Below are 15,295 nucleotides of genomic sequence, written 5' to 3'. Positions count from 1 at the left end.
GCAGATAGGAGGCATGGCCAACGCCTCGCACGACGACCACGCCCACCGGAACCATCGCGCCCGCCGCAAGGGGGCTGCCCCGGATCCCGCCGCTCCTGCCCCGGCCGAGGGGGCGGAGCCGGGTGACGCCGGGGCCCTCAGCGACGAGCTGGCCGGCGTGCTGGAGGCCGTCGGACCACGGCTGCGTGCCCTGCGGCGCGAGCGCGGTGCCACCCTGGCCGGGGTGAGCGAGGCGACCGGGATCTCGCTCAGCACGCTGTCGCGCCTGGAGTCCGGCCTGCGCAGGCCCACCCTGGAGCTGCTGTTGCCGCTGGCCCGGGAGTACCGGGTGCCGCTGGACGAACTGGTGGGCGCTCCGGCCACCGGCGACCCGCGGGTCCACTCGCGTCCGTTCACCCGCGGCGGTCAGACCTTCGTGCCGCTCACCCGTCACTTCGGCGGGCTGCACGCCTACAAGCAGATCATGCCCCCGGGTTTCCGGGCCGGTCCCGAGCTGGAGCCGAAGGTGCACGAGGGGCACGAGTGGGTGTACGTCCTGGCCGGCAAGCTGCGGTTGCTGCTCGGCTCGCAGGACCTCGTCCTGACGGCCGGTGAGGCGGCCGAATTCGACACCCGGATCCCGCACGCGTTCGGCAACGCGGGCACACAGGCCGTAGAGTTCCTCAGCCTGTTCGGGGCGCAGGGCGAGCGCATCCACGTCCGGGCGAAACCGGGAACCTCTGTTCGTTAGCTGACAACGGGGGTTCCGCGTCGGGACCCACCGGGCCGTTCGGAGGGGGCCGAGGAATGAGCGTCGACAACACCGGGGAGACCGGCGGAGCAGGGGAGACCGGCCCGGCCGTGCCGCCGGCGGACCAGGGTGGGGCGGGCGGCCCGGCCGTCGCCGTCGCCGGGGCCGATCCGGACACCGGCCCGGATTCGCCCGCCGAGGCGTCGACCGACGGCGGGGACGAAGGCGGTGGCCGGCCCGCGCGGCGCAAGCGCCCGTTCTGGCAGGAGCTGCCGATCCTGGTGGTCGTCGCCCTACTGCTCTCACTGGGCATCAAGACCTTCTTCGTCCAGGCCTTCTCGATCCCGTCGGGCTCGATGCAGCACACCCTGGAGAAGGGCGACCGGGTGCTGGTCGACAAGCTGACGCCGTGGTTCGGCGCCGAGCCGGAGCGCGGCGAGGTCGTCGTCTTCAAGGACCCGGGCGGCTGGCTGGAGCGTGCGCCCCATGCGACCGACGACTCCTTCCTCGGGAGCGTCAGGAAGGCGCTGAGCGTGATCGGCCTGATGCCGTCGGACGACGAGAAGGACCTGATCAAGCGGGTGATCGCGGTGGGCGGCGACACCGTCGAGTGCAACAGCGGCAGTCCGGTGAAGGTGAACGGCGTGCCGCTCGACGAGCCGTACCTCTTCCCCGGGTCGACGCCGTGCGGGGACGCGCCGGTCGGCACGGTGAAGGTGCCCAAGGACCGGATCTGGGTGATGGGCGACCATCGAAACGACTCCCGCGACTCCCGGTACCACGTCAACGAGCCCGGCGGCGGCTTCGTCCCGGTGGACAACGTGATCGGCCGGGCCTTCGTCGTGGCCTGGCCGATCACGCGCTGGGACACGATGCCGGTTCCGGACACCTTCGACCAGAAGGCGCTGGACCAGCGCACGGGCGCCGGTGGAGCGGGGGCGCCGGGCGCGGCCGGTTCGCTGGAGGACCTGCCCGCTCCGGAGGCCGCCGTGCTCGCGGTCGCGGTTCCGCTGGCCGTGTGGCAGCGCCGCCGCGCCCGGGCGGCCGGGCGGACGCGGCCGACCACGTCGTCCTGACCCGGCTCCCCCGGGTCGACGCTGCTCCCCTGCCGGAGGACCGGTGGGGGAGCAGTCGTATCCGCACGCCGACCGTCCCGGGGCCCGGAGGCCCGGCCGCCGCCCGGAGACGTCCCCGGCCGGGCGTCCCCGGCGGCGCGCGCCTTCCGCACGCCGGGCAGGTCCCGGCGACGGGCGTGCAGGTTCCGCCGCGCCGCCCTCTACAGCGTTGTAGAGTCGGCGCGGTGTGCCGTACGTCCGGCTGCGCGGCCACCCCGACGGCGGAACGGCGGCCGGATCCGGAACGGAGGCGGAACCGTGGTGGAGAGCGGACGCGGTCCGGTGCCCGGCGGCGTAAGCGGTGCCGGCGCCGCAGGCCCGGTGGGCGCGGTCACGGCGGACGTCGAGTGGGTGTACCAGCCGGTCGAGGTGCACTTCGCCGACGGTGACTGGGCGCTCGGACGGATCAGCGCCTGGTGGCGGGACGCCGCGGGCACGCGCTGGTGCCGGCTTCGGGTGGCCCGCAGCGGGCGACCGGCCCGCTGGGAGCCGTTCGACGAGGCCCGGGTGGTGCTGCTCCCGGCCGGTGGCCTCTGACCCTGTGGCTCCTCCACCCGGCGGAGGACCCGGTCTTCATCGAGGAGTGACCGCGCGTCGCGCCCGTCGGGAACCGGAAGGGAGCAAGGGCGGACCGGGCCCGAGCACGTCGCTTCAGTCCACTTGACCGGGATTGGCCCTGGCCGGGCGGACGCGGCCGCCCGAGGATGAACGGCATGGACGACTTCGACCGCGATCACCCCGCGCCTTCCCCCGCCGCCGCTCCTGCCGCCGCCTCCGGCCTCGACGCCCGTCCGGGCTCCGGCGGCGCGCTGCGCCGCGAGAGCCGCGCCGTCCACCCACCCGTCGTGGACGTGGCCGGAAGCCGCCCGCTCGGGGTGCCGCTGCACCAGGGCCACCTGTTCGCCTTCGAGGACTCCGCCTCCCTGGTGGACGCGTTCGGCGGCCCGGACGGGGCCTTCCTCTACAACCGGCACGGCAACCCGACCGTCCGCTCGCTGGAGAACGCCGTCGCCGGGCTGGAGGGCGGGGCGGGTGCCCTGGCGACCGCCTCCGGCATGGCCGCGATCAACACCGTCCTGCTCGCTCTGCTGCGCTCCGGCGATCACGTGATCGCCCAGGAGAGCCTCTACGGGGGCACCTTCGCGATGCTCGCGGACCTGGCCGACCGCTGGGGCGTGCAGGTCACCCGCGTCCGCGGCGACGACCCCGCCGAGGTGCGGGCCGCGCTGCGCCCGAACACCCGGCTGCTGCACCTGGAGACCGTCTCCAACCCGACCACCCGGGTCACCGACCTGCCGGCCCTGCTCGCCGTGGCCCGTGAGGCCGGGGTGGTCGGCGTCGTGGACAACACCTTCGCCTCCCCGCTGCTCTGCCGGCCGATCGAGCACGGTGCCGACATCGTCGTCCACTCCGCCACCAAGTACCTCGGCGGGCACGGCGACGTCCTGGCGGGCATCGCCGTCTTCGCCGACGCCGAACTGCACCGGACGGTCTGGCACCACGCCGTCGAGCTGGGCGCCGCGGCCGACCCGTACGCGGCCTGGCTGACCCTGCGCGGCCTGCAGACGCTGCCGTTGCGGATGCGCCGCCACTGCGACTCGGCGCTGGACCTGGCCCACCGGCTGGATTCCCACCCGGCGGTATCCGCGGTCCACTACCCGGGCCTGCCCAAGGGCACCCGGACCACGAACTCGCCCGCCGGCTGCTGCCCGAGGGCCAGGGCGGGGTGCTCTCCTTCGACCTGGCCGGCGGGCGGGAGGCGGCCCGCACCTTCACCGAGTCGGTCCGGCTCGCGGCGCTCGCGCCCTCCCTCGGCAGCGTGCAGACGCTGATCCTGCACCCGGCCAGCACCTCGCACCGCCAGCTCGACGACGCCGCGCTGGCGGCCGCCGGCATCAGCCCCGGCACCGTCCGCGTGGCGGTGGGCGTCGAACACCCGGAGGACCTCTGGTCGGACCTGGCGCAGGCGCTCGCCAAGATCTGACCCCGGCCATCCGGACCAGCGCCGCGACCGGCGGGGGCCGCCGGCCCCGTACCAACGGCCCGAGCGACCCGCTCGGCCGCTCGTACGGGGCCGCCGCCGGCCGCTCCCGACCGCAGGCAGTCCGCTGAGGCACCGGCCGGGGCGGCACGGCGCTACGCCACGTCCCCGTCCCGGCTCTCGGCCTCCCAGTGCGGGTGCTCGCTCCGCGCCCAGGCGCGGTCCACCGTCCCCGTGCGCATGCCGCGCCGGGCCTCGGGATCGCGCACGGCCATCAGGACGTGCCCGGTGGTCACCACGAGGGCGGCCGCCGCGATCCAGTCGTGCACGAAGGTCGCGCCGGTCCGCCACGAGGGCGGAGCCAGGTGGGTGAGCCACATCAGCAGGCCGGTGCCGATGGCCACCAGCATCGCCCCGAGGGTCCACTGCGCGTACAGCTTCTGCCCGGCGTTGAACTTCCCCGCCGGGCGGGCGGACGCCCTCGCGCGCACCGCGCGCAGCCACGCCCGGTCCGCCGCGGTGAAGCGGCTCAGTCGTGACACGTCCGCCCGTACCGCCCGGAAGGCGAGACCGAGCAGCAGCGGCACCGGCAGCGCGAGGCCGCACCACACGTGGACGGTGACGACCAGGCGGCGGCGCCCGACCAGTTCGGCCAGCGGCGGCAGGTAGAGACAGGCGGCGGTGGCCAGGCAGGTCAGCATCAGGGCGGCGGTGGCTCGGTGCACCCGGCGTTCGGCCCGGGTGAAGCGGAGCAGGCGGTCAGGCGGTCGGTGCATCGTCACGTCCGTTCGACCGGCCCACCCAGGCGTCGACGTCATAGCCGTACTGCTCCCAGTAGCCCGGCTGCACCCGGTCGGTGACCGTGATCGAGGACAGCCACTTGGCCGATTTGTAGAAGTACATGGGGGCGACGTAGAGCCGCACCGGTCCACCGTGGGAGTGGGAGATCGGCTCGTCCTGGAGCTTCAGCGCGACCAGGACGTCGTCCCGACGGGCCTGCTCCAGGGTGAGGCTCTCGGTGTACTCGCCGTCGAAGCAGCCGAAGCGCACCGCTCCGGCGCCGGGCCGCACGCCTGCGGCGTCCAGCAGGTGCGCCAGTGGCACACCCTCGAACGGCGTCGCCGGTACCCGCCAGCCCGTCACGCACTGCACGTCCCGGACGAGTCGGCGCTGCGGCATGGCCCGGAGGTCGTCGAGGCGGTGGCTCGCCGGGCGCTCCACCAGCCCGTCGACGGTCAGGGTGTAGTCGTCGGGGCCCCGGTTCGGCACCGAGGCGGCGACGGAGTAGTACCGGAACCCGCCGCCGGCCGGCAGCAACCCGGTGAGGCCGGTCGGGTCCTTGCCGGCCACGGCGTCCTGGGCCCGCTGGAGGTACGGGCCGGCCGCGACGCCCGCGACGCCGAGCCCGAGCATGCCGAGCACCACCCGGCGGCCCACCGGGGTGCCCTCGGAGTGTTTCGCAGTTCTGTCCACGGCTTGATTCGACCAGGAGCGACCGGACCGCGGCCAGGGGCGGGACCGGGCCGTCAGCCTTTCGTCATCTTCGGTCGCGTACCGCACGCTCCCGGGAGCCGTGCGTCACCTGCGGGCCGACCGGCGCGGCGCGGCGCGGCGCGGCCCGGCTCGGCGGCCGAGCCGGGCCGGGCCGGGCACCGGCCCGACGAGAACCGGTCAGACCGCGGCGAGATCGGCCGCTCCGAAGGTGACGGAGAAGCGCTGGCACCAGATGACGGTGCTGTGGAAGGCGGTGAGGTCGGTGCCGGCGGGGACGGCGTAGTTCTGGTTGCCGTGGTTGCCCTTGAGCTTGCCGAGTTCGAGGGCCTTGTCTCCGAGCTCGTCCCGGCGGGACCGGTCGGCGGGCAGCGTCGAGAGGTAGACCCGGACATCGGGGCCCTCCGAGGTGTCGAGGCCCTCCAGCCGCAGTACGGCGGAGCCGTCGGCGAGGCGGACGAGACGCGCGGTGCCGGTGGTGGTGTGCTCGCCGGACCGGAAGCCGCCGCGTGCGAGGTCGACGGGCCCCGCCGGGGCGGGCGTGGCCGCCGGGGCGGCGGCGGAGGACGGCGCGGCGCTGGCCGAGGGCGCCGGGACGGTGGACACGGCGGCCGCGGGAGCGGGAAGCGCTTCGTCCACGGTCGTGTTGGTGAAGGCCTTCCAGGGCTGGAAGGCGTAGAGGCCGAGTCCGGCACCGAGGAGGACGAGCGCGGCCGCGGTTGCGAGCGCGGGGCGGAGGAACCGGCCGGAGCGGCGAGGGGTGTCGGACATCGTGGGCTCCCGTGGGCAGTGGTGACGCGTGTTCGGAGCCAGATCTATCGCGACACGGCGACCGTCGGCCAGGGCGATCGGGCCCTGGTCACAGACCCGTAAGGGTTGCGCTCCGGCTGCACAGGGCTGCCCGCCCTGCGCCGTGCGCCCTGCACGGCGCCCCGGGCCCGCTGCCTCCGACGGCGCAGCAGCCGGCCCGGCGCTCTCCGGCCAAGGAACTCCCGGGCTCAGCAGCTCAGTTGACGAACACCGCGGGACTTCCGGGCTGCGAGGTGTCGGTGACGGGGCCGTAGGTGGCGGAGAAGTAGCCGTCACCGGGGCAGAGGGCCGAGCCGCCGCTCTTGGCGAAGTGCTCGTTGCGGAAGGCCAGGCTGTGGGCGGCGTTGTCCGCGTTGCCGGTGAACTGGCCGCTGAGCTGGTAGGTGCAGGTGATGGTGCCGAACCAGCTGTTGAGCACGGCGGTCGCCTGGATCGGCCCGGCGGCCCCGCCGGTGAGGGTGACCGGGAGGCCCGGGGCGTCGTCGACGGCGATACCGTGGGGGAGGTTGCCGACGGTCAGGCTCCGGACGGAGATGACGCCGGTGACGTTGCTGGTGCACGTCCCGAAGGTCAGCCCGGTCAGCGACCCGGTGGCGACGCCGGGCGCCGCCGGATTGCTCACGGCCTTGGCCGAGAGCTGGGAGACGGCGCAGGTGACGCCGGTCGTGCTGGTCGCGGTCGAGTAGAAGGTGGCGCGGGTTCCTGCGGCGAGCGGCGCGGCGAGCGAGTCGCCTGCGGCGACCGCGGCTCCGCCCGCGCTCCCGGTGGTCAGCACCGGGGTGGCGGCGGGACCGGTCGTCGCGGACGCGGGGACCGCGCCCAGGGCGAGCGCGGCTACCGCGACGGTGAGGGCAAGGTGGCGGCGAAGGCGCATGGGGAAGCCTCTTCCTCGGTGAGGGGGGACGAGAAGACGACCTTTCGCTGCTCCCGGTGGTGGGGGAACGGGGAGCTGACTACGTTGTAGAGCCGTGTCCATGCACCGTCAAGATTGTGCGCGGAACTTCGCCGGGATCGCGGTACTCCGCCCGACGGTGCCCCGGATGCCGCACCGTGACAACAGAACTGACTTGACATCAGAGGGAACCGCCGATGCCCGACCACCACCAAGCTCCTCCTGGTTCGGGCCGTTTCACGAGCCGCCTCCGTCGCCGCCGTCCCTTCGGGAAGAGGACAGGACCGGAGAGTCCCACGGTCGGCCGCGCAGCTCCTATGGGTCGAAGGGCTCGTCGGACCAGCGGAAGGACGCCCGGTCGCCGTCGATGTGGAGGAGGAACTCCGCGACGGGTCCGTCGGGGGCGACCAGGGTCAGGGCCGCGGCGATCCGGTCGTAGAAGCGCTCGAACCCCTCGTAGTCCTCGGCGTTCAGCAGCGCGCGCGACTCCTCGAACCACGGCCTGACCGCGGCGAAGCCGGGCGCGGGGGCGAAGCGGCCGCTCAGCCAGGGGAAGTCGCCGTCGTCGACCAGGATCTCGCCGACCAACTCGGGCTCGTCACCGTCCCGGCGCAGGAGCCGCCAGGTGCCACCGAAGGCCATCTCCGCTCACCCTCCCCCGGGCCGACCGCCGGCCCGGGGGAGAGTATGCCACCCGTCACCGACAGGGCGGGGTGGTGTCGGGCGTGATCCGAGAGACAAGCCGTAGAGGTCAGGCCGACCGCGGGGCTTGTGGTGGGGGGTGCGAGGACGGCCGTGCCGGCGGTGGTGCCGGATGTCCCGGCCCGGGAGCCTGCGCTCGACCCGGCCGCGGGCCCGCCCGATCGACCCGGCACCGCGGCCGACGCCGCCCACCGCCCCTGGGCGACCTGTGCGAGGCGCTGCGCGCCGAGGAGCCTTCGTCTTCTTCTCGGCAGGATCGGGATTGCGGGCGCCGTCGACGTTGTGGCGCGGGGCGTCCATGAGGTCGACGACGCTCCCGAGCATGAACTGCGCGATCTCCTGGACGCGATGCTCCACGTCGACGGCACCGGTATCCCCTGGAGCTCTCGCACGGGCTCGTCCGTCCGATCAAACCGGTCGCGGCCGTACCCACCGCGCGCCTCTCGCCGTTGGTGTTCGCTCCGGGATCGCACCGAGGAGAACCGGTGTAACGACCGCGCCGTTGTGCCCGTCTGAGCCTGCCCGGGCCTCAGTCGGTGAGGATCGGGGTGGCCAGCACAACGGTTGGCTCCTTCCCGGGTTCGACAGTTGAGGGCGGGTTCTGGACACGGGATCGGATGAACGTGCAGGTCAGGACGTTATCGCGGGCGGGCGACCTTCAAGAGACCTAGTGACACGATTCGCGCGATCGCAGTCCGTTGACCTGCGGCAATACGTGTATCGTCTAGCCACGTGTATGTGCGTACGTCCTCGCGGAGGAACAAGTCCGGACAGGTGGTGCGATACCTCCAGCTCGCCCACAACGAGTGGGACCCGGTCGCGGGGGCCTCACGCACCAAGGTGCTGCACTCCTTCGGCCGCGAGGACGAGATCGACCGCGACGCCATCGAGCGCCTGGTCACCGCGCTGACCCGGCTGCTTGACCCGGCCCGCGCGGCCGTGCTGACCGGACCGACCGAACTCGCCTTCACCGAGGCCCGCCCGCTCGGCGGCACCCACGTCCTGGACGGACTGTGGCGCCGGCTCGGCCTGGACCAGGTGATGCGCCGCCAACTCGCGGGCCGCCGCCTGGACCCGCGCGTGGAACGGGTGCTGTTCGCGCTGGTCGCCAACCGGGCCCTGGATGCCTCCAGCAAGCTCGCCGCCACCGACTGGATCAGCCGCGACGTCCACATCGAGGGCCTTCCCGCGATCGACGAGCAGTCCTGCTACCGGGCCATGGACTGGCTGCTCGACATTGAGCCCGCCCTCGCCAAGGAGGCGTACTTCCAGGTCACCGACCTGCTCAACCTGGAGGTGGACCTGCTGTTCTTCGACACCACCAGCACCTACTTCGAGACCGAGGAGGCGGACGAGCCCGCCCCGCGCGACGCCGACGGCCGCCTGCTGCCCGACGGAACCGACCCGCAACTCGCCACCCAAATGCGAGGGTTCCGCACTCACGGCAAGTCCAAGGACTCCCGCGACGACCTGCCCCAGGTCGTCGTCGGCATGGCCGTCACCCGCGACGGTATCCCCGTCCGGGTGTGGTCCTGGCCCGGTTCGACCGCGGACAGCGACCTGATCCGGCAGGTCAAGCGCGACCTGCGCGAGTGGTCCCTGTCCCGCGTCGTCTGGGTCGCCGACCGCGGCTTCACCTCCGCCGCCAACCGCCGCGCGCTCATGCAAGGAGGCGGCGGCTACATCATCGGCGAGAAGCTCCGCTCCGGATCCGCCGAAGTCAAAGCCGCCCTGGCCCGCCCCGGCCGCTACGCGACCGTCCGCGACAACATGCAGGTCAAGGAGGTCAACATCGCCACCGACGACCGGTTCGTGATCTGCTTCAACCCCGACCAGGCCACCCGCGACGCCGCGATCCGCGCCAAGCTCGTCGCCCAACTCGAAGACGCCATCGCCGACACCGACAAGCTCACCAAGGAGGAACGCGCCCACTTGGCTGGGCAGTTGTCCACCAAGCCGGGACTGAAGCGGTTCCTGCGGACCACCCCCGGCGGCCTGCTGCGGGTCGACAAGAAGAAGATCGAGGCCGAGGCGAAGCTCGACGGGAAGTACCTGCTCCGCTCCTCCGACCCGCACCTGAGCCCGGAGGACATCGCCCTGGGATACAAGCAGCTTCTCGAGGTGGAACGCGGCTGGAGGGACATGAAGCAACTGCTCGACCTCCGCCCGGTCTACCACCGCCGCGAGGACCGCATCCGCGCCCACGTGCTGCTGTGCTGGCTCGCCCTGCTGCTGATCCGCGTCGCCGAGAACGCCACCGGCCAGACCTGGAACCGCCTACGCGCCGAACTCCAGCGCCTGCAGGCCGCCACCTTCACCGGCCCGGCCGGCACCTACCGCCAGACCACCGAGCCCACCAAGCCCCAGCGCGACATCCTCGCCGCCCTCGACCTGCCCGTGCCCAGGAAGGTCATCGAGCTCACCGCAACGCGCTGACCAGCACGAACACCCGCGCCTAGTGCCGCTTCAGGGAACGTTCGCCTCGTTGTGACGCGACGTCCGGTTGCTGCGCCGGCGACACCGAACCATCAGAATGATCACGTGGCTGAACGCGTGCAGGTCCGGGAGATCAATGACGACGAGGGCAGACGGTTGCTGCGGATCGTCCGCCGGGGAACCGGGTCGGTGGTGACCTGGCGGCGGGCCCAGATGGTGCTGCTGTCCGCGCAGGGCATGCCCGTGGCGAAGATCGCCGAGGTCACGTTCACCAGCGCGGACCGGGTGCGCGACGTGATCCACAACTTCAACGCCGACGGCTTCGAGGCGCTCTACCCGAAGTACCGGGGCGGGCGGCCGAAGACGTTCACTCTGCCAGAGCGCCGCGAGATCAAGAAGATCGCCAAGTCCAAGCCGGCCGAGCACGGCCTGCCGTTCTCGACCTGGAGCCTGGTCAAGCTGGCCGACTTCCTGGTCGCCGAGGGGGTGGTCGACGACATCAGCCACGAGGGCCTTCGAGTCCTGCTCCGCGAGGAGGGCGTCTCGTTTCAACGTGTGAAGACCTGGAAGGCCTCCCGCGATCCGGACTACGCGATCAAGAAGGCCCGCGTCGAGCACCTGTACGCGATCGCCGACGGCGAGGTGATACCCGAGGAGGGCGAACCCGAAGTCGTCTTCTGCCTGGACGAGTTCGGTCCGCTCAACCTTCAGCCCCACCCTGGTCGGCAGTGGGCCGAGCGCGGTGGCAAGGGCAAGGATCCCGACAGGGAGCCCCGGCCCAGGCGGCGGGCGACCTACACCCGCCCGTACGGGGTCAGGCACCTGTTCGCCGCCTACGACCTGGCCAAGGACAAGCTCTACGGACACGTCAAGAAGACCAAGAACCGGTCGAAGTTCCTGGAGTTCTGCCGCTATCTGCGAAGCCTGTACCCGGCCGACATTCGGATCGCGATCGTCTGTGACAACTACTCGCCGCATCTGACGACCAAGCGGTGCCAGCGGGTCGGGACGTGGGCGGCGGCGAACAACGTCGAGATCGCCTACACCCCGACCAACTCCTCCTGGCTGAACCGCATCGAGGCCCAGTTCACCGCCCTGCGGTACTTCACCCTGGACGGCACCGACCACGCCAGCCACAAGGAACAGGGCAGCATGATCCGCCGCTACATCATCTGGCGGAACAAGCACGCCGCCGACGAACGGCTACGCGAGATCGTAGACAGGGCGAACGTTGCCTGATGCGGCACTAGTGTCCCGAGTCTCAGGAAGTCTATAGAAGTATGCTGATCTCATGGCACGCATGGGACGGCCGACGGCCGAGGTGGTTCTGACCGACGACGAGCGTGAGACGCTGCTGCGTTGGTCCCGGCGGGCCACCTCGGCCCAGGCTCTCGCGTTGCGCTGCCGCATCGTCCTCGCCTGTGCCGAAGGGCTGTCAAACACGCAGGTGGGAGCAGGCCTCAATATTCATCCGACCACCGTGGCCAAGTGGCGCAAGCGGTTCGCCGCGGACCGGTTGGAGGGGCTGGCGGACGAGAAACGCCCTGGGCCGGCCCGGACGGTGAGCGACGAGCAGGTCGAAGAAGTGGTCGTGCGGACGCTGGAGACCACGCCGAAGGGCGCCACGCACTGGTCGACCCGCGAGATGGCCAAGGAGATGGGGCTGAGCCAGTCGACCGTCTCGCGGATCTGGCGCACCTTCGGTCTCAAGCCCCACCTCACGGACACTTTCAAGCTGAGCAAGGACCCGCAGTTCATCGAGAAGGTCCGCGACGTCGTCGGCCTGTACCTGGATCCGCCGGAGCGGGCCATCGTGCTGTGCGTGGACGAGAAGTCGCAGATCCAGGCGCTGGACCGCTCGGCACCCGTCCTGCCGATGATGCCCGGCATGCCCGAACGCCGCACCCACGACTACCTGCGTGGCGGTGTCACCACCCTGTTCGCGGCACTCAACACCGCTACCGGCGAGGTCATCGGCTCGCTCCACCGGCGCCACCGCGCAACGGAGTTCAAGAAGTTCCTCGCCAAGCTCGACAAGGAAGTCCCCGCCGAGCTCGACGTCCACCTGATCTGTGACAACTACGCCACCCACAAGACCCAGGCGATCCAGAAGTGGCTGCTGGCGCACCCCCGATTCCACATGCACTTCACGCCCACCAGCTCGTCCTGGCTCAACCAGGTGGAGCGCTGGTTCGCCCTGCTGACGGACAAGCAGATACGCCGCGGCGTCCACAAGAACGTCCAAGCCCTGGAGAAGGACATCCGCGACTGGATCGCTCACTGGAACGAGGACCCCAGGCCGTTCACCTGGACCAAGTCCGCCGACGAGATCTTCGAACGCCTCGCCGGCTACCTGAACCGCCTGCCAACCAAACCCTAATTATGAAGTGGTTCTAAGACTCAGGACACTAGTGACACGCCTCTTCGGCGTGCAATCAAGCATTCCCGCAGGTCAGCCCCCAGATTCGTGGACTAGGAACGACCCGCAACTGTCGAACCCGGGTCCTTGTACCTGTCGCAATAGCCTGTGGGGCGGTACTGGACCTCCAGGCGTGTGACACCGCTGACATCCACGACGAGCGGCTTCGGGTCGGCGAGGTCTGCCTGCACCGTTTGAAGCGGCCTTCCGTCACCGAGGACGTCGATGGTCATGCTCCACGAGCCTGTCGAGTTGTCATCGAGTCCGATTGTCGCTGTGAGCCGCTTCCAAGAGGAGCCCAGATTGAAGGTGATGTAGCTGTACGGGCGAGTGTTCGGTGTGCAGACGGCAGCCGCCAGAGAGTTCGGGTACTCCTTGCCCTTCATGTAGGACTGCGCGCGTTCGAGACCCACTAGCTCGTCCACCGGCTGCATTTGGGCGAGGAGTTGCTGCCTGGAGGTGCCTGGTGCTTCGCTACCGCTCGACGTTGGCGAGCCGCTCGTCGCCGCTGGAGCTGTCACGGTGACGGTCGGGCCAGGAACCTCCTCTGTGATCGTCACAGTTGGCCGCGAGGCGGTCGGCGAGTTCACCACGGCAGGAAGTCCGAAGAAGCCGAGCAGTAGGCCGGCCAATCCAGTTGCTGCAGTGATCAACGCTGCGACCTCGGTGAGTGAGCGACGGGGTCGAGGCGCCCGCCCTTCGTCGGTTTCTTCGACTTGACTTTCAGATTCACCCATGGGCCCCCAGCCGGTCGATGCATCCAGCGCAACCTTGGCCGCTGGGAGGACTCACTGTCCAGTACTCCGACTGCAGATCGTGATCTTCGCCGTTGTCGGGCGGCTTGTCGCTGGTGGCGCTGGTACGGGCGCGTGCTTGGTCGTTGGATCTCGCTGCAGGTCAGCGGGCCGAGATCCGGCGCCGTGGCGCGTTCGATGGCTGCGGTGGCGGCGAGGAATGCGTGCGCGAGCACGGCCAGGGCACGACCGGCACCGCATTCTGCTCGCCGAGGTGTTCGACGTCGAAGTCCCCTATGTCAGAGAGGACTCGGTCAGCATCCCAGGATGCCTGGCCGAGCAGGTGCTGCATGCCGGCCGGACGCGCGTCACCGACCTGCTCGGCGATCGTCCAGCAGTTCCTCCTCGGCAGTTCCGCGAAGGCCTGACAGGGCCCGTGCCAGGGGAGCCTGAAGGGAGGGACTACCCACAGGGGACAGCGGGAGACCTGCTCGCACACCGATCGACCTGCGGGGTCCCGGCACAACCACTCCGTTGTACCCGAGCTGTCGCCGCCTGGTCGAGGGCGTCGGCCGTCGACCTGGTGGCCCGGTACCAGGCGATACCCCGCTCTGCGACCCGGTCCTACCGGTCCAGTCGTACGCGGGTGTCCGGAGGGGCCGGGCCGGCTACGGCTGCTCGCACGCACGCCGGTTCCCCGGCGGCCTGAAACTGCACCTGGTCTGCACCTCGACCGGTGCGGCGGGCAGCGGACGCCTCTTCGTCATGCCCGGACCGTACGGTGCCCCGGCCGCCGGACGCCACGGGAAAACCCGGTGCGGCCGGTGCCGGTCGCACCGCACACTGGCCGGGCATCCCCCTGAACCGAAGGAGCCCCACTTGCAGGGTGCCGTCACCGTGTCGCCGTCCCAGGTACCGGAGTTGCTGCTGGGTCTGGCCACCGTCCGTCCGGTCTTCCTGTGGGGAGCGCCCGGCATCGGGAAGTCCTCGTTGGTGAGGGAGTTCGCCGACTCGCTGGGCTTGGAGTGCGTCAGTCTGATCGGTACTCAGCTGGCGCCGGAGGACCTGGTCGGTGTTCCGCAGATCACCGCGGCCGGCCGGTCCCGGTTCTGCCCGCCGGAGACGATCGCCCGCGACGAGCCGTACTGCCTGTTCCTGGACGAGCTCAACGCGGCGACGCCGGACGTGCAGAAGGCGTTCTACTCGCTGATCCTGGACCGCCGGATCGGGTCGTACGAGTTGCCGCCCGGCTCGATCGTGATCGGCGCCGGCAACCGGGCGACCGATGGCGCGCTGGCCCGCCCGATGGCGTCCGCGCTGGTGAACCGGCTGGTCCACGTCCATCTGCGGGCCAGTGCCGCCGACTGGCTGACCTGGGCGGCCGACAACGGCATCCACCCCTGGGTGCTGGACCACCTCACCGACCGGCCGGACCACCTGTGGTCGGCGCCGCCGAAGTCGGAGGAGCCGTTCTCCACGCCGCGCGCCTGGCACATGCTCTCCGACGCGCTGCACTCCTTCGGCCCGACGCTGGCGGGGGCACCTCCCGGCCGCCAGGCCGGGGGAGAGGAGACCCTCAAGGTCCTGGCGCACGGGCTGCTCACCCCGCAGCACGCGGTGGCGTTCTGTGGCTACGCCAAGATCGTCCGCAACGCCTACGGACTGGACGCGATCATCAAGGGCGACGCCCGCTGGCCGAACCGGCTGGAGGACCGCGATCTGCTCTACTACCTGGCGGACGCCTTCCGCGGCCGCCTGGTCAAGGAGCTGCCGGCCCGCAAGGAGCACGTCTCGCCGCAGCTGAAGCAGACCGCGTTCCGGGCGAAGTCGCTGCTGGTGCAGCTCGCCGAGATCTCGGTCGAGGTGGCGCAGACGGTGATCGCGGACGGCCCGGACGGTAACCCCGTGCTGCCCGCCTGGTTCCTGATCGAGGCGGCGCGGGACATGCCCCGGCTGGTGGAGGCCCGCCGGTGAAGCCTGCCCCG

The 15,295-nt window shown here is 71.3% G+C and carries 15 protein-coding genes and 1 pseudogene; 9 read left to right on the top strand and 7 right to left on the bottom strand.

Annotated features, from left to right (window positions below; all coding sequences use genetic code 11):
• Positions 1-13 precede the first annotated feature (13 nt).
• The 5 genes from ACF9IK_RS02880 (at position 14) to ACF9IK_RS02860 (ending at position 3,829) form a co-directional block, all read left to right on the top strand.
• Positions 14-730 carry a helix-turn-helix domain-containing protein gene (locus ACF9IK_RS02880; RefSeq protein WP_395292645.1) on the top strand — a complete coding sequence of 239 codons (717 nt, stop codon included), beginning with the start codon at positions 14-16 and terminating at the stop codon, positions 728-730.
• A gap of 56 nt (positions 731-786) precedes the next feature.
• Entirely contained in the window at positions 787-1,806 is a 1,020-nt protein-coding gene (lepB, locus tag ACF9IK_RS02875; RefSeq protein WP_395292644.1) for a signal peptidase I, read from the top strand.
• 297 nt (positions 1,807-2,103) lie between these two features.
• Positions 2,104-2,382, top strand: coding sequence for a hypothetical protein (locus ACF9IK_RS02870; RefSeq protein ID WP_395292643.1), 279 nt, complete (start codon positions 2,104-2,106; stop codon positions 2,380-2,382).
• 176 nt (positions 2,383-2,558) lie between these two features.
• Positions 2,559-3,677, top strand: a complete 1,119-nt coding sequence (locus ACF9IK_RS02865) for a trans-sulfuration enzyme family protein (RefSeq protein ID WP_395292642.1) — start codon at positions 2,559-2,561, stop codon at positions 3,675-3,677.
• Positions 3,572-3,829, top strand: a complete 258-nt coding sequence (locus ACF9IK_RS02860) for a PLP-dependent transferase (protein ID WP_395292641.1) — start codon at positions 3,572-3,574, stop codon at positions 3,827-3,829. The genes ACF9IK_RS02865 and ACF9IK_RS02860 overlap by 106 nt, the downstream gene beginning before the upstream one ends.
• A gap of 152 nt (positions 3,830-3,981) precedes the next feature.
• Here ACF9IK_RS02860 and ACF9IK_RS02855 read toward each other — a convergent pair whose 3' ends face one another.
• The 5 genes from ACF9IK_RS02855 to ACF9IK_RS02835 form a co-directional block, all read right to left on the bottom strand.
• Positions 3,982-4,602, bottom strand: coding sequence for a cytochrome b/b6 domain-containing protein (locus ACF9IK_RS02855; protein WP_395292640.1), 621 nt, complete (start codon positions 4,600-4,602; stop codon positions 3,982-3,984).
• Entirely contained in the window at positions 4,586-5,239 is a 654-nt protein-coding gene (locus tag ACF9IK_RS02850) for a molybdopterin-dependent oxidoreductase (RefSeq protein WP_395298455.1), read from the bottom strand. Before ACF9IK_RS02850 ends, ACF9IK_RS02855 begins: the two co-directional genes overlap by 17 nt.
• A gap of 258 nt (positions 5,240-5,497) precedes the next feature.
• On the bottom strand, positions 5,498-6,088 hold the full coding sequence (locus tag ACF9IK_RS02845; protein ID WP_395292639.1) for a DM13 domain-containing protein: 591 nt from the start codon (positions 6,086-6,088) through the stop codon (positions 5,498-5,500).
• 235 nt (positions 6,089-6,323) lie between these two features.
• Entirely contained in the window at positions 6,324-7,001 is a 678-nt protein-coding gene (locus tag ACF9IK_RS02840; protein ID WP_395292638.1) for a Tat pathway signal sequence domain protein, read from the bottom strand.
• Between the two features lie 333 nt (positions 7,002-7,334).
• On the bottom strand, positions 7,335-7,661 hold the full coding sequence (locus ACF9IK_RS02835) for a hypothetical protein (RefSeq protein ID WP_395292637.1): 327 nt from the start codon (positions 7,659-7,661) through the stop codon (positions 7,335-7,337).
• 792 nt (positions 7,662-8,453) lie between these two features.
• Between ACF9IK_RS02835 and ACF9IK_RS02830 the strand changes: the two genes are divergently transcribed.
• From ACF9IK_RS02830 to ACF9IK_RS02820, 3 genes are all read left to right on the top strand, one after another.
• Positions 8,454-10,157: an IS1634 family transposase gene (locus ACF9IK_RS02830; protein WP_428846364.1), complete on the top strand. Its 1,704-nt coding sequence runs from the start codon at positions 8,454-8,456 to the stop codon at positions 10,155-10,157.
• Positions 10,158-10,262: 105 nt separating this feature from the next.
• Positions 10,263-11,396, top strand: coding sequence for an IS630 family transposase (locus tag ACF9IK_RS02825; protein WP_395292635.1), 1,134 nt, complete (start codon positions 10,263-10,265; stop codon positions 11,394-11,396).
• A 52-nt stretch (positions 11,397-11,448) separates the two neighbouring features.
• On the top strand, positions 11,449-12,537 hold the full coding sequence (locus ACF9IK_RS02820) for an IS630 family transposase (protein WP_395292202.1): 1,089 nt from the start codon (positions 11,449-11,451) through the stop codon (positions 12,535-12,537).
• A gap of 92 nt (positions 12,538-12,629) precedes the next feature.
• Here ACF9IK_RS02820 and ACF9IK_RS02815 read toward each other — a convergent pair whose 3' ends face one another.
• Positions 12,630-13,229 carry an NPCBM/NEW2 domain-containing protein gene (locus ACF9IK_RS02815; protein ID WP_395292634.1) on the bottom strand — a complete coding sequence of 200 codons (600 nt, stop codon included), beginning with the start codon at positions 13,227-13,229 and terminating at the stop codon, positions 12,630-12,632.
• Between the two features lie 325 nt (positions 13,230-13,554).
• Positions 13,555-13,728 (bottom strand): annotated as a pseudogene (locus tag ACF9IK_RS37020) (IS701 family transposase); the annotation flags it as partial.
• A 461-nt stretch (positions 13,729-14,189) separates the two neighbouring features.
• Between ACF9IK_RS37020 and ACF9IK_RS02810 the strand changes: the two are divergent.
• Entirely contained in the window at positions 14,190-15,284 is a 1,095-nt protein-coding gene (locus tag ACF9IK_RS02810) for an ATP-binding protein (protein ID WP_395292633.1), read from the top strand.
• Positions 15,285-15,295: the final 11 nt, after the last annotated feature.

The organism is Kitasatospora hibisci, assembly GCF_043950205.1.
Taxonomy (GTDB): domain Bacteria; phylum Actinomycetota; class Actinomycetes; order Streptomycetales; family Streptomycetaceae; genus Kitasatospora; species Kitasatospora hibisci.
Note: the sequence above shows the minus strand (reverse complement) of the source record. Positions and strands in the feature narration are given on the sequence as shown.